The organism is Exiguobacterium sp. S3, from assembly GCF_018617295.1.
Taxonomy (GTDB): Bacteria; Bacillota; Bacilli; order Exiguobacteriales; family Exiguobacteriaceae; genus Exiguobacterium; species Exiguobacterium profundum.
Genome location: NZ_JACSJW010000004.1, coordinates 131,713 through 150,215, shown reverse-complemented (window position 1 = coordinate 150,215; position 18,503 = coordinate 131,713). Strand labels below are relative to the sequence as shown.

Genomic DNA, 18,503 nt, shown 5'->3' with positions numbered 1-18,503 from the left:
TGTGAAAAAAGTAACAGTTAAGTCGAGATGTCATCTTTATGATGAAACTATGAAGTCGCTCGGAAAGAGAAGGGGGAACACATATGTCCGATCGTTATTTTTATTCGACCGCCGCAAAGTGGTCGTTCGTAGGATTCACCGTCTTGGTGCTCTCGACATGGATCGCCTCGGCAGGATTTGAGCACGTAGACATGGCGCTGTTCGGCTACTATATCGCCGCCGTCATTTGCATGATTGGGATGGTCGTCCGCTTGACGTTATTTTTTGCACGGCCGGCCACCTCACAAGTATTGAAGCGGAGCCTCAAACAAATGAAGGCAGAAAAGAAACGGGCCGGTAAAGCCGTCGCCACGACAACTGTCAATAACATCGTCTTACAGAAGTTCATCTGGGAACGTGGTTGGTACCGCTGGACCCAACATATGTTGATTGCCTGGGGATGTCTCGGGTCGTTCGCCATCACATTCGGGCTGACGTTCCAATGGATGCGGTTTGATTTGATTGATATCGAGACGTATCAGATTGTCGTCTTTAACATCCCGACCATCAAGATGGCTGCGCACGGGTTGTTCGCGGAGCTCGTCTATAACGGGTTGAACATCACCGCGCTCATGTTGCTCGTCGGCGTGCTCATGGCACTCTATCGCCGAATCAACGACCAGGACGTGAAAGTGACCCAGCGGTTCGAATTTGATATTTTACCGCTCCTCATGTTGCTCATCGTCACTGTCTCGGGGTTGTTGTTGACCGTTTCGTACGTGTTCTTCGGAGGCTTCATCCATCACGAGCTCGCCTTGTTCCATCAATTGACCGTCATCATCTTTTTATGTTACTTCCCGTTCGGTAAACTGTTCCACTTGCCGGTCCGACCGATGGCGGCCAGCGTCCCGATGAACTACCGGGAAGTCGAAGCGGATGAGACCCGTGTCTGCGCCGGGTGCGGGACACGTTATGCGACGGACAATCAAGTCGAGGACGTCCAAGCGATTTTGCAAGCACAGACGATCCAGCTCGGGCTCAGTGACGGGACCCAGCTCTCCGATTACTGCCAACCGTGTCGACGTTCGATGCGTGTGAAGATGCAATTGAACTTGATGAACGGACAGTTACCGACACACCCGGTCGATACGAACACAGGCATGTCGATGCCAGGATTCGGCCGACCGAAGGAGACGAAAGGTGAGGCAAAAGATGAGACACCTGTGCGTTAAGTGCGGCGAACCGACCGGCACGCTTGAAGAGATTGAACAAGTGAAACAATTGCTCGAAGGGTCGGACCAACTCGTAAAAGTCGATGCGGCGCACACGGTCCAAGACCTCTGTCACGGCTGTCGTCGTCGGGCCCGGCTCGATTCGGCGCTCGGACGGCCTGGAAGTGACGGGATGCATTATCCGCTTCAAACGATTAACGGCTATCACGTCAGTGGATTTTCAAAACGAAGAGCGGAAACGTTCTATGGAGGGGAAGACGATGAGTGACTTTTTAACGTCGCCAGAAGTACAGAACTTAATCAAACCAGGCGAAAAATTGATTACAACCCATTGCTGTTACTGTGGCATGCAGTGCGGCATGCATATCCGGGTCGATGAGAAAACCGGGGCCGTCAAAGGCGTTGAACCACGCTACGATTTCCCGGTCAACAAAGGAAAACTTTGTCCGAAAGGCGTCACGGCCTATCAAACGATCGAACATCCGGACCGCATCATGACTCCGCTCATCAAACGGAACGGCAAGTTTGAGAAAGCGACATGGGAAGAAGCACTCGACGTGATCGAAGCAAACTTTAAACGCATTCAACGAGAGCATGGGAAAGATGCGGTGTCCGTCTTCGGCGGCGTCTCGATGACGAATGAAAAATGTTACCTCGTCGGGAAGTATGCGCGGGTCGCACTCGGCACACGGTTCATCGATTACAACGGTCGCTTCTGCATGTCGTCAGCTGCCGGCGGTTTCTTAAAGACACTTGGGATTGACCGCGGAGCGACGCTTCCGTGGACGGAGTTCGAGCACGTCGACACATTCTTTGTCGCCGGTTCGAATATCGCCGAATGTCATCCGACGACGACGCAACATATTTGGAAGGCGAAAGACAAAGGCGCGAAAATCATCGTCGCCGACCCGCGTGAAATTCCGATGGCGCGCGTCGCCGATGTCCATCTCGATTTGAAGCCAGGGACGGATGCGGCGCTTGCGATGGGACTGCTCAACTTTTTAGTCGAACACGATTATGTTGATCAAGCGTACGTGGATGAGCGTTGCGATAACTATGAAGAGTTGAAAGCGTCGGTCCGAGACTGGACGCTCGAACGGACGAGTGAGGTGACCGGTGTCGCCATCGAAAAACTCGAGAAGGCCGGTCATATTTATGGGAAGAGCCCACGTTCGGTCATGTTGTTCGCTCGCGGCGTCGAACAACAGTCAAAAGGCGTCGACAATGTCTCGCTCTATACGTCGATGGCGCTCTTACGAGGCATGATTGGGAAGTTTGCTTCGGGCGTCGCCACGATGACGGGGCAAGGGAACGGGCAGGGTGGACGAGAACATGGACAAAAAGCAGACCTGTTACCAGGCTACCGAAAATTAACTGATCCGAAAGCCATTGAATATGTGAGCGGGGTTTGGGGCATCGATCCTTCCGAGATGCCAAAACCAGGTGTGTCCGCGTTCGAAATGTTCGATGAGATTCAAGCGGGAACGATTCGGGCGATGCACCTCATGTGTTCGAACCCAGCCGTTTCGGCACCGAACCTTCCGTACGTGTGGGACAGTTTCAACAAACTCGATTTCTTCGTCGTTAGTGACTTCTTCATGTCGGAATCTTGTGAGTTCGCTGATGTCGTCTTACCGGCTTGTTCGTGGGCCGAAGACGAAGGGACGACGACAAACTTAGAAGGACGAGTCATTCGGATCCGGAAAGTGCGCGAACCGCTCGGGGATTCGCTTCCAGACTGGGAAATCATGAAGCGGATCGCTGAGCGGATGGGACGCGGACAGTACTTCCCGTATGAGACGGCGCGTGACATCTGGGAAGAGTTCCGCATCGCGACGAAAGGTGGAGCGGCTGACTACTCTGGGATCACATGGGAACGAATCGACGACGAGTATGGTGTCTTTTGGCCATGTCCGTCCGAAGATCATCCCGGCACACCGACGATGTTCAAAGAACGGTTTGGAACGGCGAATGGAAAAGCAAATTTGCCTGTCGTCACATATCGGCCGGCCGGTGAATATGCGAATGAAGAATATCCGGTCACGCTCACGACAGGTCGGGTCGTCTTCCATTACTTATCGGGCAATCAGACGCGCCGTGTCGACTTCTTGAGCACGATGTCAAAACTGCCGTTCGTGGAGATCCATCCGGAGTTAGCATCAAGTTATGGCCTTCAAACGGGCGACAAAGTCGAGCTTCGCACACGTCGCGGGTCGATTGTCGTCGAAGTACGTTTGACGAAGGCGATTCGAAAAGATACGGTCTTCGTCCCTTATCATTGGGGCAAGGAGCTTGCCATCAATCAATTGACGAACCCGTGTCTCGATCCGATGTCACGCATGCCGGAGTTCAAGGTATGTGCGGTACAAATGAAAAAGTTACCGGCCAACACCCCGTTACACATTAATCCGTTGACGGTCCCGCTCGGATCAAGCGTGCCGTTCATGGCGGACCATGCGATTGCGACGAGCTGTCACGTCATGGATGAGGAGGTTCATACGAAATGAATAAGGTCATGTATTTAGAGTTTGAACGTTGTATCGGCTGTCGGGCCTGTCAGGCAGCTTGCCGCGAATGCGGGGACCACGAGGGGCTCGAGCGCAACTATGTGGATTATATCGATTTCTCGGAGAACCGTCAGACGTTCCCGATGATCTGTATGCAGTGTAAAAATCCGGCTTGTGCTCAAGTATGTCCGGCGAATGCGATTCAAATCACGCCAGAGGGCGTCGTGTTATCGGCTTCAGAAGAAAAATGTATCGGCTGCCGGAACTGTACGTTCGCTTGTCCGTTCGGGATTCCGAAGTTCGACTTTGAGAAGAATAAGATGTATAAGTGCGACATGTGTTACGACCGCTCCAAACATGATATCGCGCCGATGTGTGCGTCGGTTTGTCCGTCGGATGCGATTCGCTTCATCGACCATGACGAGATGATGCAACTCCGTCGTCAACGCGTCCAAATGAACATGATCGAAGGGAAAAAGCCTTCGCAAGACGATAAATGGAATTACGTCCCTGAATTCTTTGGCGTCTATTCCGATTGAGATGGAAAGGAAGATGACTTATGTCGAATGAATCAAAAGACCGGGAACGCTTATCCGAACTCGTCGATAACTTGAGTCGGGCCGATGACGTGAAACTGAATCGACGGGCGTTCATCAAATCAACGTTCGGCGCAGGTATCGCACTCGGTCTCGCGACTATCCCGTTCAATATCGCGGCCTTCGTTCGAAGCGAGCCGAGAACCGACCGTCAGTTCATCACGACGGTCGAGGCGCTAGAGCGCGGGAAATCACTCGAATTTGAATATCCGGGTACGGAACCATCGTTGCTCGTTCATTTAAAGAATGGTGAATTCGTCGCCTATAACAACAAATGCACTCATCTGCAGTGCCCAGTGTTTTATGTGGAGGAAGAAGATGTTCTTCTTTGTCCGTGCCATCGTGGTTACTTCGGTGTCGACGGCCAACCACAGGCCGGTCCGCCGCAGCGGGAACTCCCTAAAATCTTGCTTGAAATCGAGAACGGGAAGATTTTTGCGGTCGGAAGAGAGATTCATCATGGGGCGTAACGGTTGGAGTTTAATCGGATTGGTCATATTGCTCGCGACGAACATGATACTCTTGCAATATACAATTGAGAGCTACATGGTGTATGATCACGCCTCGATGCGACTGTATATGATCATCGCCGTCATCAATGTCGGATTGATCGGCTTATTATATCGATATTGGAAAAAAATTGAATATCGTATGAAAGAATAGTCCTCCCCTTGAAACGCTTCCAAATGTTGATTGCGTTTCGAGGGGGTTTGTGTTTAGAATGAAGGCAAGCTTTCATATGGCGCAACGTGTTTTAAGGAAGGTCGGTGGAAATGGCTCATTCAACTAAAGCGATGGTGCTCGAGGAAACAAAAAAATTGGCACATCGAATCATTCATGTCCCAAAAGGCGGTTTTCTGTTCCGAGAACAAGAAGACGCAGCTGAATTTTATATTGTAAAGAGTGGACTGATTCAAATTTCGAAATTGACGGAAAATGGAAAAGAATTGACGTTACGTTGTTTAAGCGCTGAGGCTTGTTGCGGAGAGTTGACGTTATTCGCAATCGAACCAAAATATTTATTTAACGCCAAGGCGTTAGAAGATAGTGAAATTTATGCGGTCAAAATCGAGCGTATTGAAACGATGATTTTGTCGTCGAACCCGGAATTCGTCCGCGAGTTCATGGTCATGATCAACGAACATATGCGGAAACAGCATACGAAATTTAGAGACTTGGTGTTGAACGGGAAAAAAGGAGCGCTCTACTCGACGCTCATTCGTATGGCGAACAGCTATGGGGTGGAAGTCGAAGACGGCATTCTCATCGACTTGAAACTGAAAAACCAAGAGCTCGCCAATTATTGCGGGACATCGCGTGAACGCGTGAATCGCATGTTGAACGAGCTCGCCCAAGAAGGAATTATTTCACTCCCTTCCCGTCAAATCATTATCCATGACCTCGACCGGTTGAAACTGCTCAACCATTGTGAGGACTGTCCGGTCTCGGTCTGTGTCATCGATTGATTACATTATGGCGGCAAGCGATAGCTCGCCTTCAAAATGCTCCAATCCATCGGCCTCGATTGTACAGGCCGATACATAAAACTCGCCATCTTCCATCAACTCATAAGACCGGAGCACGCCTTCGGCTAGCTTGATCCCGTTGGCGCGGACCTCGACGACGACACCTTCCATCGAGCGGACACGCGCTGCGGACAAAAAGTCGAGCCATCGTTTGAAATGGCGATAAACGGTGACCGTGGTCCCGTCCCCTAAGTAACCGATGACTGCCTGTGCGTCATCGATCGTCACGTCATGGTGAGTGTCGATCCGAACGAGCAAGGTGTGCAGCGCTTCTAGTTCTTCTAAAGGACTTTCAAGTGGGAATGTGATATCGAGCCCCGTCTCGGTGAACGCAGCCTCGGCAATCGCGACGCCGAAGACACGGAACACGTGGGCCCCGTCTTGACTGAAGAAATATGGTTGTAGCGCCAAGCGAACTTTGGGCGCACAGTGGATTTGAATGAGATGTGACAAATTAATCCCTCCTCTATTCCTTATCGTAAGGAATCGGGGAGGGTTTTTCTGTGTTCAATGTCACAGAAACAAAAGATAGGCGATTTTGTCACAGATTGATGACAGGGTGAGAAAAAAACTCAAGATGCGAAATAAGTGTGAAAGAAGGCACACTTTTTTAAGAGGACGGTCGATAGGATGGGATTAGGGTACGAATTGAACCGTTAAGAGGAGGAATAGACCATGCAACAATTAGACAAAGGGTCACACGCACTCGCCGAGTGGAAGCCAGAGGATGTGGGATTTTGGGAAGGAACGGGAAAACAAGTCGCCAATCGGAACTTGCTCGTTTCGGTCCCGGCACTGACGCTTGCATTCATCGTCTGGCAAATGTGGTCGGTCGCAGCCGTCCAATTGAATTCGATCGGGTTTAGCTTTACGCAAGGCCAGTTGTTCACGTTGGCCGCACTGCCTGGACTTGTCGGGGCGACGTTGCGCTTTTTCTATACGTTCGCAAACAGTATATTCGGCGGTCGGAACTGGACGATCTTCTCGACATCGATTTTGTTGTTGCCGCTCCTAGGCATCGCCTATGCCGTTCAAAACGTCAATACGCCGTATTGGGTATTCATGATTTTGGCCGCACTTTGCGGACTAGGCGGCGGAAACTTCTCGTCATCAAACGCCAACATCGGCGCGTTTTATCCGAAAGCGAAAAAAGGGACGGCGCTAGGGATTAACGGAGGCATCGGGAACTTGGGCGTCTCGCTCGTCCAATTGATCACACCGCTCGTCATCACGACAAGTATTTTCGGGTTCATCGGCGGGAACGCCCTCGTGACCGAGACCGGCGAAGAGATTTGGCTTCAAAACGCCGCGCTCCTTTGGGTCGTGCCGACCATCATTTTGACGGTCTGCGCATACTTGTTCATGGATAACTTACCGACCGCTCGTCAATCGCTTCGTGAACAGGCGAGCGTGTTTAAAGACAAACATTTTTGGATTCAAACATTGCTCTACACGGCGGCGTTCGGTTCCTTCATTGGATATGCCGCAGCGTTCCCGATGATTTTAAAGTTAAAGTTCCCTGAGTCGGACTTGATGGCGCTCGCCTTCCTTGGTGCATTCCTTGGCGCCTCTTCGCGTCCGTTCGGGGGCTGGATCAGTGATAAGATCGGAGCGGCCAAAGTGACATTGATCGTGTTCGGAATCATGGCGCTCGGTACGATCAGTGTCATCATGGCCATCACGAACAGCAACTTGACGATGTTTTTCATCTCCTTCGTCGTCTTGTTCATCGCAACAGGACTCAACTCTGGAGCGACGTTCGCGATGATTCCCCACGTGTTCGTGGCGACGAAGACACCGGCCGTCGTCGGATTCTCGGCAGCGTTTGCTGCTTACGGCGCATTCTTCATTCCGAAGATGTTCGGTTGGTCGCTCGAGCTCGTCGGTTCGTTCAACGGTGCGTTGTTCGTCATGCTAGGGCTCTATGCGATCTCGATTGCCACCACAATTTATTATTACTTGCGCAGCGGTGCTGAGAAGCCGATTCGCTGACAAATCGACGCAGGGACTGTGAGGGTCCCTGCTGTCGTTGATGGATAGAAAGGATGAACCAAGATGACACCATGGACCGATCGACGGAGACGACCGTTGGAAGACTTACGCATCTCAGTCATTGATAAATGCAACTTTCGTTGCCGATACTGCATGCCGGAAGAAGCGTTCCGCCACCACCAATTTTTAAAACGAGATGAGTTGTTATCGTTTGACGAAATCGAGCGCTTCGTTCGCATCATCGCCCCACACGGCGTGAAAAAAGTGCGTCTGACCGGGGGCGAACCTCTACTCAGGCCGAATCTCGATGAACTGATTCGCCGCCTTCGCGCGGTCACGACCATCGAGACTATCGGGTTGACGACGAACGGCGTCTATTTAGAACGGATGGCGAAAGTGTTGAAGCAAGCTGGGCTCGACCGGGTCAACGTCAGTCTAGACGCCTTATCGGCCGAGACGTTCGGGATGATGAACGGACGCGGCACGTCGCCCAAGACGGTATTACGAGGAATCGATGAGGCGAAACGGCAAGGGCTCGAAGTGAAAGTGAACATGGTCGTCCGAAAAGGCTGGAACGATCATGAAGTCGCCTCGATGGCCGCTTATTTCAAAGAACGGAACATCACACTCCGTTACATCGAGTTCATGGATGTCGGCACGGCGAATGAATGGAACGTCGAACATGTCGTGTCGTCTGAATCGATTCTTGAGGTGTTGAAACAACGAAATGGATTACTTGAACCGCTTGCACCCGAAACACTAGGAGAAGTCGCGCAACGTTACCGTTACACGGATGGGGCGCAAGTCGGCTTCATCTCTTCGGTCAGCCAACCGTTCTGCGGAACGTGTACGCGAGGTCGCCTATCGAGTGACGGCAAATGGTACACGTGCCTGTTCGCTGAAGACGGGACCGATATCCGCGAATTGCTCCGCAGTGGGGCGAGCGATGAATTGATTGCCATGACACTAAAAATGGTATGGGAAGTACGGGACGACCGCTATTCGGAAGAACGGTCGCGAACTGGGAGTCGGACGCGAAACCGAATTGAAATGAGTTATATCGGAGGATGAAGACGATGCAAGCACACAACCATGTACATCAAAACACACAACGTGTCCGGGCAGCGATTTTGACGATCTCGGATACGCGAACACTGGATACGGACGTGTCTGGCGAACATATTTGTACGCTATTAAAAGAAGAAGCACATACGGTCACATACCGTGAGATCACGAAAGATGACTCATTTGAAATCGAAGCGGCCGTCAGACGAATGGTCGCTGAGAAGATGGACGTCATCTTGACGACCGGGGGAACGGGCATCACGAAACGGGACGTCACCATTGAGACGATTCGACCGCTGCTTGACCGAGAAATGGTCGGCTTCGGCGAGTTGTTCCGTTATGTCAGCTTCACGGAAGATATCGGACCGGCGGCGATGTTGTCGCGAGCTTTAGCAGGACGCATCGGGGATACGATCATCTTTTCGATGCCAGGGTCGCGAGGCGCCGTCGACTTGGCGATGACTCGCTTGATTCTCCCTGAGCTCTCCCATATCGTCTGGGAAGCGACGCGATGATAGGCATCGTCTTGGCAGGCGGAAAATCGCGCCGGTTCGGATCCCCTAAATGGCAAGCCTGTTATGAGGACATCTCGTTTGAAGAGCGGGCGCGACAGACACTCGCTACAACGACGACGTCCCAATGGAGCGTCGTACCGGCCGGACAGTCGATGACCTCATATCAACTTGAAGATGACATGGAATGGCGCGGCATGGGACCGCTCGCCGGCATCATCACCGTCATGCGGCACGTCCCGTCTGATTGGTATGCCGTCTGTGCGTGTGATACGCCCTTGTTGCCGCCGACTGTTTACGAACGGCTTGCGACGGAACGCGGGAAGCAGCCGGTTGTCGCCTACGCAGATAATCGAATCCATCCGCTCATCGCCTTGTATCCCCGCTCGATACTGTCCCAGTTCGAAGCCGCTTTACGTCGAGGCGAACGGGCGGTCATGCCTCACTTGACAGAGGCGACAATCGTCTCGTTTGCTGAACGGGACTGGTTTAAAAATGTGAACACACCGAGTGATTATGAAGAATTGCTAGGAAAGGAAGTGGAGTAATGGAAAAGATGTCGACGCTATTTCGTAAGCCGCTCGCCGTTGACGAGGCGGTCATCCGTGTCCAAGAAGCGACGGGGAAAGGTCGGACGGAAACGGTACCGTTGTATCGAGCGAACGGCCGGATTTTAGCGATGGATCTCACTGCGACGCATGACGTTCCAGCATTTAATAAATCTCCGTATGACGGTTTTGCTGTTCAGTCCGCGGATTTGTTGAGAGCGAGCCGCGATGAACCGGTGACATTACCCATTCAATACGTTCAGGGAGCCGGACACGTCGGAGAACCGCTCCGCGCCGGCGAGGCGATTCGCATCATGACCGGGGCAAAAATTCCAGACGGAGTCGATGCGGTCGTCATGCTCGAGCTCGCACAAGCGGATGAACGAGTCGTGACGTTCAAGCGACCGGCCCGCGATGCCAATATTTCCTATCGTGGGGAAGATATGACGGCGGGGACGAATATCGTTGACCGAGGCACCCGCATTAATCCGGGCGTCATCGCCTTGCTCGCTACGTTCGGGTATGAGCAGGTCGACGTATACGTAAAACCGCACATCACCGTGTTTGCGACCGGTGATGAGCTCGTTGAACCGGGACAGAAAAAAACCGATGGGCAAATCTATAATTCGAATGCATATATGATTCTCGCTCAAATCGAGGCACTCGGTGGCGCGGCGACATATGGCGGTATCTTGCCGGATACGTTCGCTTCGACAAAGCGGGCGATTGACGAGGCACTTCGGACGAGTGATGCCGTCGTCACGACAGGCGGGGTATCGGTCGGAGATTTTGATTATTTACCGGATGTATATGAGGCGCTCGGGGCGACGGTGCTGTTTAATAAAGTTGGGATGCGGCCAGGGTCCGTCACGACGGTCGCGCACGTCGAACATCGGTTGTTGTTTGGATTATCCGGGAATCCGTCGGCGTGTTTTGTCGGAACGGAACTGTTTGTAGGCACGTATATGAAGACGTTATTCGGGCAAGCGGAGCGACCTGTCATCCAGGCGGAACTTGGTGTCGATTTCCCGAAAACGAATCCGTTCGACCGGTTCGTGCGTGGACATGTGACGATTGATGCGACCGGGCAGACGGTGGTTCATCCGAGCGGGAAAGACAAGTCGGGCATCGTCTCCTCACTCGCGACGTGTAACGCGTTGATTCATCTGCCAGGCGGAACGAGAGGGTTTCAAAAAGGGGACTTGGTGCGATGTCGAATCATCGATCAGCTTTGATTTTACAAGTGGTCGGCTATCAAAATAGCGGTAAAACATCGTTCGTTTCTGAGCTGACAGCACGCTTGTCGGCGACGGGGCTCCGTGTCGGTGTCATCAAACACCACGGTCACGGAGGGACGTTCGACTTGCCGATGACGGACTCGCATCGTCACGCGTTGGCTGGTGCCGTGCTATCGAGTGTGATCGGTGAAGACGGGACGTTAATCGAGTGGCAAGCGGTCGACACGTTTGAGTTGCTCCTCAACTGGTACGAGGCGCACGTCGACATCGTGATCATCGAGGGATACAAACGGAAAGATTATCCGAAAGTGGTGCTCGTGCGAGACGGGCATGAACAACCGGTCGATGTGACGAACGTGATCGCGCGCGGAGATTCCGTGGCAGACAAGGACCGGTTGATGCGTTTAGTGGAAAGGTGGATGGAGAATGAAATGGTATCAAGTGAATGAACATCCGCTCGAACCGATGGCGCTTTACGAAACGGTTCGGCATCGAAACGTCGGGGCGGTCGTGCTGTTTATCGGGACGGTGCGAGAAATGACGGGTTCCAAACAGACTGAGCTCTTGGAGTATGAATCATACGTACCGATGGCCGAGAAGATGCTCGAACAAATCGCGAAAGAAGTGGCGGAACGTTGGCCTGGTGCGTTGACGGCGATCCATCACCGGATTGGACGACTCGATATCATGGAAGAAGCGGTCGTCATCGCGACGAGTTCTTCCCATCGCGCCGACGCATACGAGGCGAATCGTTACGCCATCGAACGGATTAAAGAAATTGTCCCAATTTGGAAACGGGAGCATTGGACCGACGGCACGAAATGGATGGGTGATCAAAAAGAACAACACCCAGGACGCCCGGAAGGAGTGACGTACACATGATTGAGGTATTATGTTTTGCCCACGTGGCAGAAGAGTTGGCGATCCGGTCCTATACCGTTTCGGCTCCACAAACAATCGCCGCCTTGCGAGCGGATTTGGCCGAGCGGGGCGTGTCGGGAGCGGAACGTCTCATGTTCGCGGTCAATGAGCGCTATGAGACGGACGAATATACGGTTGCAGACGGAGACACGGTCGCCGTCATTCCAATGGTGAGCGGAGGATAAACGATGGAACTGACACACATGAACGACCAAGGGCGGGCGCGGATGGTCGATGTCTCGGATAAACTGGAAACGACACGGACAGCTCGGGCCCGCACATCAGTTGAATTGAGCAGTGAACTGAAACAGCTCATCACGGATGGTGACCTTGCGAAAGGCGACGTGCTTGCTGTCGCCCAAGTGGCCGGGATTATGGCCGCCAAAGAGACGAGCCGCATCATCCCGATGTGTCACCCGCTCGCCTTGAAAAAAGTCGATTTAACATTCGAATGGGACGAGACACAGCTCATCATCGAGTCGTTCGTGAAGACGAAAGGTGATACCGGTGTTGAGATGGAAGCGTTGACGGCCGCATCGGTCGCAGCGTTGACCGTATACGATATGACGAAAGCGGTCGATAAAGGCATCGTCATCGGGCCGACATACTTGCTTGAGAAACAAGGCGGGAAGTCAGGGGACTACGTCCGATGACACATGTTCCGGAACGTTACGCGCGGCAGGCCCGGTTCCACGGTATCGGTGGGGACGGGCAAGAACGTCTGATGGTGAAACGAGTGCTCGTCGTCGGTCTCGGTGCGCTCGGAGCGGCCGTGAGCGATCAACTTGTTCGGGCCGGCGTCTCACTTATCCTCGTCGACCGCGACTATGTAGAGGTGACGAACTTACAACGACAGACGCTCTATACGGAACAGGACGCACGTGCCGAGACGCCGAAAGCGGTCGCGGCGCTCGAACGCCTGCGGACCATCAACTCAGACGTTGAGTTGGACGCGCAAATCGCCGACGTATCGTGGGATTGGCTTCGGCCTTTGCCGCCCGTTGATCTCGTCTTGGACGCGACCGATAACGTCGAGACACGTCTTCTATTGAACGATTTCGCACTCGAGCGCGGCATTCCGTTCTTGTTTGCCTCTTGTGTCGGGGCATACGGCATGAACTACACGGTGATGCCGGAAGAAGCGCCGTGTCTTCGTTGTCTCATGCGTCATTTGCCGCTAGCCGGTCAGACTTGCGCGACAGCGGGGGTGGTGGCTCCAATCGTGCAACATGTGGCGAGCCGTCAAGCCGTCGAGGCATTGAAATATTTGACGGGGCGTCCTGAAAAGATGGAACGTCGGCTCTTGATTGAAGACATGTGGGAAAACCAGTCGCAGCGACTCGATGTCGCACGGCTCGTCGACGTGTCTTGCCCGTCTTGTCAAACCCATGACTATCCGAGTCTCGTTTCGAATCGACAACAGACAGCGATCCTATGTGGGCGCGATGTCGTCCAAGTCCGTCGGTCCATCGAGGGTCTGGAACCAATCGCGCATCAACTCGAACGGGCGGACATCGCCGTGAAGCAGACACCGTTCACGTTGGAATGGCGATGGCGGAATCACCGGATGCTCTTGTTCAAAGACGGAAGGGTTCTCGTCCATGGCGTTGACGATGCGCATGTCGCGGTCGCGATGGTCGATGAATGTCTTGGTACGTAATTCATCGCATCATAGAGCTTGTTTCTCCCTAAAAAAATACAAAATGATACAACAATTTCTGCGACACGTCACCAACGTGAAGTCGGAACGGGTTACTTCGATGAAGTCTCGCTCGTCATCTCAGGTGGGCAATCATCAACGACTGCACTGGCTGGGTCGACAGAAGCAGAGCAGTTCACAAATTGATCATATTTTGGAGACGCCAACTTGTTGGTGTCTCTTTCTTTATGTGAAAGTATGTGAGATAGATTGATGAATATGTGATAAAAAGATGAACCAAAGTTCATTTTCACTTCTCCAATTCGACGAATAGTTGTCACAAATAGTAAGAATAAACCGTTTCCATTCCTTGTATACTCAATCTGTTCACAAGTTGGACACAATGATAAAGGGGGAAGCATCATGCAAGGGGAACGATTGAATAAACGCAACGCTTGGTATCAAGCGGTATGGCGTTGGCACTTTTATGCAGGTCTCATATTTGCACCAATTTTTATTATCCTGGCTGTGACAGGAAGCATTTATTTATTTGAACCGCAAATAACGAAGATGCAATACAAAGACATGATGACGGCAACTTTCACGGAAGAACAGCCGATTGAAGTCCAAAAAGAATCATTCATGACGGAATATCCGGATGCGATGATCACATCGATTCGTTTGCCGGATGAAGGCGAATCGACTCGAATCGGTTGGATGAACAAAGACGAGATGATGTATACATATATTCATCCGGAAACTACAGAAGTTTTAGGAACGCGGTCTGCTGAAGGTAGCATGGATTTATTAGTTGTGATTCATGGCACACTATTAGGTGGTCAAATCGGGAACTGGGTCGTCGAACTCGCGGCGTCCTGGGCAATCATTCTTCTTATTACGGGGACATTCTTGTTTTGGCCGCGTGGTAAGAATCCGCTTCGGATGCTTATGCCGAAGCTTGGGAAAGGACGACAGTGGTGGAAGCAGATGCACGGTAGCGTCGCTTTGTGGTCATCGCTAGGCCTCGTGCTCATTATCAGTTCAGGGTTGGCTTGGTCATCCGTTTCGGGTGCGATGTTGCAGTGGGTTTCCTCGTCGACAAACACGGGAGCACCGATGTATGCCTATGCGTTTGGCGCCAAGCCGGAATCGACCGTGACGACAAAAGAGGTGGCAGAAGACGTACCTTGGGCGACCCAAGCAGATCTCGTTCCAACGTCTTCTCCAAGTACGCTGTTGCCGATTGATTTAAATCAGGTGGTGAACAAGTCCACGACTGATCGACCGTACACAATCTCGCTTCCGGAAGGCGAAACAGGCGTCTATACTGTCACATCGGCAGCAGGTCATCCATTTAAAGAATCGACGGTGAACTTAGATCAATATAGTGGTGAAACACTCAGCTCTGTGACATACGCAGATTACGGGATTCTCGGAAAACTGATTACGGTTGGAATCGCGTTCCATGAAGGTCGCCTGTTCGGTTTACTCAATCAATTGGTCGGTGTCGCGCTTTGTCTAGGTCTCATTTTCGTGGTCATCAGCTCGTTCATGATGTGGCGCAAACGAAAAGTCGGATCCATTGAACAGATGAAGCGGTTTGAGGACGAACGCATTAAACGAATCGTCGGTATCTTGATTTTACTTCTAGGTGTGACATTACCGCTCGCAGGAATCAGTATTCTTGTCGTTCTCCTATTTGATTGGTTGATTGGTCGCCGGAAGTTGAAAGCGGAGGTGGCAGCATGAAACGATTTAAAGCAGTCATTCCTGTCATCCTAGCGACAATTTGGTTAAGCGCGTGTCAACTTCAACCAGTAGAACGCACCATTGATCCGATCGGGATTCAACTGATCGTACCTGAACGTATAGAAGTTGGCTCGACGACGCTTGCGATGAAAGTATCGAATGATGAACGTGTGACGGAAAGCCATATTCAAGTCACGCCTTACGATTCGGAAGAGACCCGGACGTATGAAGTGACAGAAAAGGATGGCTATCTCGTGACGAGCGTGAAACTCGATCAGGGAATCTACCAAGTGAACGGCATGGTCCATGAAGGGCAGAAGGTCTATACGCCGTCCGCATGGATGATTGTCGGTGATGTACCGCAAGACCAAATCGACCAATTGCAGCAACCAATCGTTCACTCACACGACCATGGTGGTGAACATCAGCATTAAAAAAGTAACCGTTGCGTATGCAGCGGTTACTTTCGTTTAAGACGTATCCCGATCTCTCCAATGAGAACGGCAAGGCCCATGAATCCGGCACCGAGAATGGCCATTTGATTCTGGTTGGCGACCCCGATTCCGTTCTCGAATTGATAAATCTCACGTGTTAAGAATTGGATCGGCTCACCGGATGTGAGTGCTTGTTCATAACCGAGCCAAATCAAAATCGAGAATGTGGCAATTGAAACCAAAAGTCCGATGAATGCGGTAGTACTGACACGGATTACGGTTCGAGTCATAGCAATTCCTCTTTTCCTGTTTGTATACGATACGTCACAGAAATAGGAAAAGATTCACAGTGCACTCATTTTGGAATGGTCAACACTTGTCCGACGTAGATGGAGTTGACGTTTGTGATGTTATTGGCCGCTGCGATCTTCGCGACAGTCGTGTTGTACATCGTTGCAATCTTGTAGAGTGTGTCGCCCGATTTCACCGTATATTTCACGGTCGTCGTAGGAGGTGTGACGGTCGTGGTTGGAATGATGAGTACTTGTCCGACGTAAATGGAGTTGACGTTTGTGATGTTATTGGCGGCTGCGATCTTCGCGACGGTCGTGTTGTACATCGTCGCAATCTTGTAGAGTGTGTCGCCCGATTTCACAGTGTATTTCACAGTCGTCGAAGGGGGTGGTGTGACGGTCGTCCCTGGGATGATGAGCACTTGTCCGACATAGATTAAGCTGTAGTTCGTGATGTTGTTGGCAGCCGCAAGCGCCGACACGGTGACACCGTATGTCCGTGCGATACTGTACAACGTATCACCTGACTTCACGGTATACGTTTTGTTCGTCGATGTGTTTTGATAGGCCAGTAATTGCGAGACCGTGACAAATTTGTACCCTTTTGCTTTGAGTTGTGAAATCATCGTTGGGAGTGCGAGCGGTGTACCCGGGGCCCCGGCTCCGGTATGCATCAAGACGATTGAACCCGGTTTGATGTTAGTCTGAACTTTCGTGTTGATTTGGCTCGCGGTCAACCCTTTCCAGTCAATCGTATCAATGTTCCATTGAATCGTGTATCCGTATCCTGCAGCCCCGACACCGCTCAATACGGTACTATTCACTGCACCAAAAGGGGCTCTGAAAATCGGTTTTGTCGTTTTTCCGGTCAACGATTTAATCAAAGCTTCCGTGCGGTCGAGTTCGGATTTCATCTGCGTGGCAGTCAGTTTGGTGAAGTCAGGGTGTGTATACGAGTGATTTCCGAGTTGATGTCCTTTTGCGGCGATATTTTTAATGTACTGTGGATGGTTATTTGCGCCCGAGCCCGTTAAAAAGAAAGTGGCTTTGACATTGTTTTTTGCTAAAATGTCTAAAATCTTGTTCGTGTTCGCCCCGTCTGCCCCGTCATCGAACGTCAATGCGACGACCTTGCTCGTCGTGTTCACGCTCGTGACAAATTTTGAAGCGGCGGCACTGACGGAAATCGATTGTGTGATCACCATCGCCAATAAGATGAACAGTGCCATCGCTCCACGAATGACCTTACGTTTCATCTGAATTCGCCTCCATTCATGATGTAACTCTCTTGATGTTAAGACTTTCCAAATGATTGACCTTGATATATTTTATATACCCCTTTTTAGAAATGATGGACTAAAATTCGGAAATGTACTCAATAAATTTTGATTCAACTATATGTGTGAAATTTGTGAGAATGTATCGTGGTATATATCACAGAATGCTCACACTCTTTTTGGAAAGAGATGGTATCATGAACAATGTGTGAAAGATGTAAGCGATTTATAAGGAGGACTTATGATGAAAAAGATGATGACACGGTTTGGGGTCGTGTTTGGACTCATCGGGTTATTCGTACTCGGTGCGTGTGGTACGGAGAAAGAAGCGGAGAGCGCGGCTGTTCCACAGTCAATGGAACCGGTCGAGGCAGAGTTGACGGTAGAGGCAACGGCTGAAAAAGGAGAGGCGGTACCTTTATCAGTAACAGTCACGCAAGATGGTCACCCTGTAGACGATGCGGATGAAATCAAGTTCGAGGTATGGAAGAATGGTGCGAAGGAAGAAAGTGAGATGATCAAGGCGTCACTCACGAAAGACGGTATCTATGAAGCGGAGACGACGTTCGCGGAAGAAGCGGTCTATACGGTTCAGGTTCACGTGACAGCGCGTTCGATGCACACCATGCCGACGACAAACGTGACGGTTGGACATCCAGAAACGGCTGCTGAAGCAGAAGAAGAGAGTGAGCATCATCACCACGCTGGAGCGGATATCACGCTTGACCCGAAAGAGGCGACAGCAGGGGAAGAACAACCATTCATGGTACACGTCATGATTGAAGACGAGATGCTCGCAGGGGCGGAAGTACAACTCGAAATCTTCCAAGACGGGGCAGAGAAGCATGAGTGGGTGAAGTTAGAGGAAGCAGATACTGGGATGTATAAAGGTGCACACACCTTTGCTGAATCAGGCGCATACAACGTTCAAGTCCATGTCACGAAAGGTCATGATATTCATGAGCACGTCATGGAGACGGTAAACGTTAAATAAA

The 18,503-nt window shown here is 51.4% G+C and carries 24 protein-coding genes; 21 read left to right on the top strand and 3 right to left on the bottom strand.

The features are described from left to right. The first annotated feature begins 83 nt into the window (after positions 1–83). The 7 genes from KNO65_RS11730 (at position 84) to KNO65_RS11700 (ending at position 5,780) form a co-directional block, all read left to right on the top strand. Positions 84–1,211, top strand: coding sequence for an MFS transporter (locus KNO65_RS11730; RefSeq protein ID WP_015880386.1), 1,128 nt, complete (start codon positions 84–86; stop codon positions 1,209–1,211). Next, positions 1,192–1,479 carry a hypothetical protein gene (locus tag KNO65_RS11725; RefSeq protein WP_034780588.1) on the top strand — a complete coding sequence of 96 codons (288 nt, stop codon included), beginning with the start codon at positions 1,192–1,194 and terminating at the stop codon, positions 1,477–1,479. The genes KNO65_RS11730 and KNO65_RS11725 overlap by 20 nt, the downstream gene beginning before the upstream one ends. Then, positions 1,472–3,718, top strand: a complete 2,247-nt coding sequence (locus KNO65_RS11720) for a molybdopterin oxidoreductase family protein (RefSeq protein WP_214784366.1) — start codon at positions 1,472–1,474, stop codon at positions 3,716–3,718. Before KNO65_RS11725 ends, KNO65_RS11720 begins: the two co-directional genes overlap by 8 nt. Next, entirely contained in the window at positions 3,715–4,257 is a 543-nt protein-coding gene (locus KNO65_RS11715; protein WP_015880388.1) for a 4Fe-4S dicluster domain-containing protein, read from the top strand. The genes KNO65_RS11720 and KNO65_RS11715 overlap by 4 nt, the downstream gene beginning before the upstream one ends. Positions 4,258–4,277: 20 nt before the next feature. Next, a complete protein-coding gene (locus KNO65_RS11710) occupies positions 4,278–4,784 on the top strand; it encodes a QcrA and Rieske domain-containing protein (protein WP_015880389.1) in 507 nt (168 codons plus the stop codon). Beyond that, positions 4,774–4,977, top strand: coding sequence for a hypothetical protein (locus tag KNO65_RS11705; RefSeq protein ID WP_214784363.1), 204 nt, complete (start codon positions 4,774–4,776; stop codon positions 4,975–4,977). Before KNO65_RS11710 ends, KNO65_RS11705 begins: the two co-directional genes overlap by 11 nt. Positions 4,978–5,087: 110 nt before the next feature. Further along, positions 5,088–5,780, top strand: a complete 693-nt coding sequence (locus KNO65_RS11700) for a Crp/Fnr family transcriptional regulator (RefSeq protein WP_214775466.1) — start codon at positions 5,088–5,090, stop codon at positions 5,778–5,780. On the opposite strand, the gene KNO65_RS11695 is transcribed toward KNO65_RS11700, so the two are convergent. Beyond that, positions 5,781–6,293 carry a hypothetical protein gene (locus KNO65_RS11695; protein ID WP_214784360.1) on the bottom strand — a complete coding sequence of 171 codons (513 nt, stop codon included), beginning with the start codon at positions 6,291–6,293 and terminating at the stop codon, positions 5,781–5,783. It lies immediately after the preceding gene. Positions 6,294–6,515: 222 nt separating this feature from the next. Here KNO65_RS11695 and KNO65_RS11690 point away from each other — a divergent pair, with 222 nt between their 5' ends. From KNO65_RS11690 to KNO65_RS11630, 13 genes are all read left to right on the top strand, one after another. Continuing rightward, the gene (locus tag KNO65_RS11690) at positions 6,516–7,832 is read left to right on the top strand and encodes an MFS transporter (protein WP_211781932.1); all 1,317 of its coding nucleotides are present in this window, start codon (positions 6,516–6,518) and stop codon (positions 7,830–7,832) included. Between the two features lie 63 nt (positions 7,833–7,895). Further along, positions 7,896–8,903: a GTP 3',8-cyclase MoaA gene (gene moaA, locus KNO65_RS11685; RefSeq protein ID WP_214784357.1), complete on the top strand. Its 1,008-nt coding sequence runs from the start codon at positions 7,896–7,898 to the stop codon at positions 8,901–8,903. A 5-nt stretch (positions 8,904–8,908) separates the two neighbouring features. Further along, positions 8,909–9,412 carry a MogA/MoaB family molybdenum cofactor biosynthesis protein gene (locus KNO65_RS11680; RefSeq protein WP_214784613.1) on the top strand — a complete coding sequence of 168 codons (504 nt, stop codon included), beginning with the start codon at positions 8,909–8,911 and terminating at the stop codon, positions 9,410–9,412. Further along, positions 9,409–9,957: a molybdenum cofactor guanylyltransferase gene (locus KNO65_RS11675; RefSeq protein WP_214784354.1), complete on the top strand. Its 549-nt coding sequence runs from the start codon at positions 9,409–9,411 to the stop codon at positions 9,955–9,957. The genes KNO65_RS11680 and KNO65_RS11675 overlap by 4 nt, the downstream gene beginning before the upstream one ends. Continuing rightward, positions 9,957–11,192, top strand: a complete 1,236-nt coding sequence (locus KNO65_RS11670; RefSeq protein ID WP_214691351.1) for a molybdopterin molybdotransferase MoeA — start codon at positions 9,957–9,959, stop codon at positions 11,190–11,192. The genes KNO65_RS11675 and KNO65_RS11670 overlap by 1 nt, the downstream gene beginning before the upstream one ends. Then, entirely contained in the window at positions 11,168–11,644 is a 477-nt protein-coding gene (gene mobB / locus KNO65_RS11665) for a molybdopterin-guanine dinucleotide biosynthesis protein B (RefSeq protein WP_015880398.1), read from the top strand. The genes KNO65_RS11670 and mobB overlap by 25 nt, the downstream gene beginning before the upstream one ends. Next, positions 11,622–12,077 (top strand): molybdenum cofactor biosynthesis protein MoaE, encoded by a 456-nt coding sequence (locus KNO65_RS11660; protein ID WP_015880399.1) that lies wholly within the window; start codon positions 11,622–11,624, stop codon positions 12,075–12,077. Before mobB ends, KNO65_RS11660 begins: the two co-directional genes overlap by 23 nt. After that, positions 12,074–12,301, top strand: coding sequence for a MoaD/ThiS family protein (locus KNO65_RS11655; RefSeq protein WP_214784352.1), 228 nt, complete (start codon positions 12,074–12,076; stop codon positions 12,299–12,301). Before KNO65_RS11660 ends, KNO65_RS11655 begins: the two co-directional genes overlap by 4 nt. Before the next feature lie 3 nt (positions 12,302–12,304). Beyond that, on the top strand, positions 12,305–12,769 hold the full coding sequence (moaC, locus tag KNO65_RS11650) for a cyclic pyranopterin monophosphate synthase MoaC (RefSeq protein ID WP_214784349.1): 465 nt from the start codon (positions 12,305–12,307) through the stop codon (positions 12,767–12,769). Next, a complete protein-coding gene (locus tag KNO65_RS11645; RefSeq protein WP_214691349.1) occupies positions 12,766–13,776 on the top strand; it encodes a ThiF family adenylyltransferase in 1,011 nt (336 codons plus the stop codon). The genes moaC and KNO65_RS11645 overlap by 4 nt, the downstream gene beginning before the upstream one ends. A gap of 18 nt (positions 13,777–13,794) precedes the next feature. Continuing rightward, entirely contained in the window at positions 13,795–13,962 is a 168-nt protein-coding gene (locus KNO65_RS11640; protein ID WP_160300237.1) for a hypothetical protein, read from the top strand. A 216-nt stretch (positions 13,963–14,178) separates the two neighbouring features. Then, positions 14,179–15,504 carry a PepSY-associated TM helix domain-containing protein gene (locus tag KNO65_RS11635; RefSeq protein WP_214784346.1) on the top strand — a complete coding sequence of 442 codons (1,326 nt, stop codon included), beginning with the start codon at positions 14,179–14,181 and terminating at the stop codon, positions 15,502–15,504. Beyond that, complete coding sequence (locus KNO65_RS11630; RefSeq protein WP_159563288.1) at positions 15,501–15,938, top strand: hypothetical protein; 438 nt, start codon at positions 15,501–15,503, stop codon at positions 15,936–15,938. Before KNO65_RS11635 ends, KNO65_RS11630 begins: the two co-directional genes overlap by 4 nt. A 26-nt stretch (positions 15,939–15,964) precedes the next feature. Here the strand turns inward: KNO65_RS11630 and KNO65_RS11625 are convergent, their stop codons facing one another. Then, on the bottom strand, positions 15,965–16,228 hold the full coding sequence (locus tag KNO65_RS11625; protein WP_047795807.1) for an LlsX family protein: 264 nt from the start codon (positions 16,226–16,228) through the stop codon (positions 15,965–15,967). Between the two features lie 65 nt (positions 16,229–16,293). Continuing rightward, entirely contained in the window at positions 16,294–17,487 is a 1,194-nt protein-coding gene (locus KNO65_RS11620; RefSeq protein ID WP_214784343.1) for a LysM peptidoglycan-binding domain-containing protein, read from the bottom strand. 265 nt (positions 17,488–17,752) lie between these two features. On the opposite strand from KNO65_RS11620, the gene KNO65_RS11615 reads away from it, so the two are divergent. After that, complete coding sequence (locus tag KNO65_RS11615) at positions 17,753–18,502, top strand: FixH family protein (protein ID WP_214784340.1); 750 nt, start codon at positions 17,753–17,755, stop codon at positions 18,500–18,502. The last annotated feature ends 1 nt before the right edge of the window (position 18,503 follow it).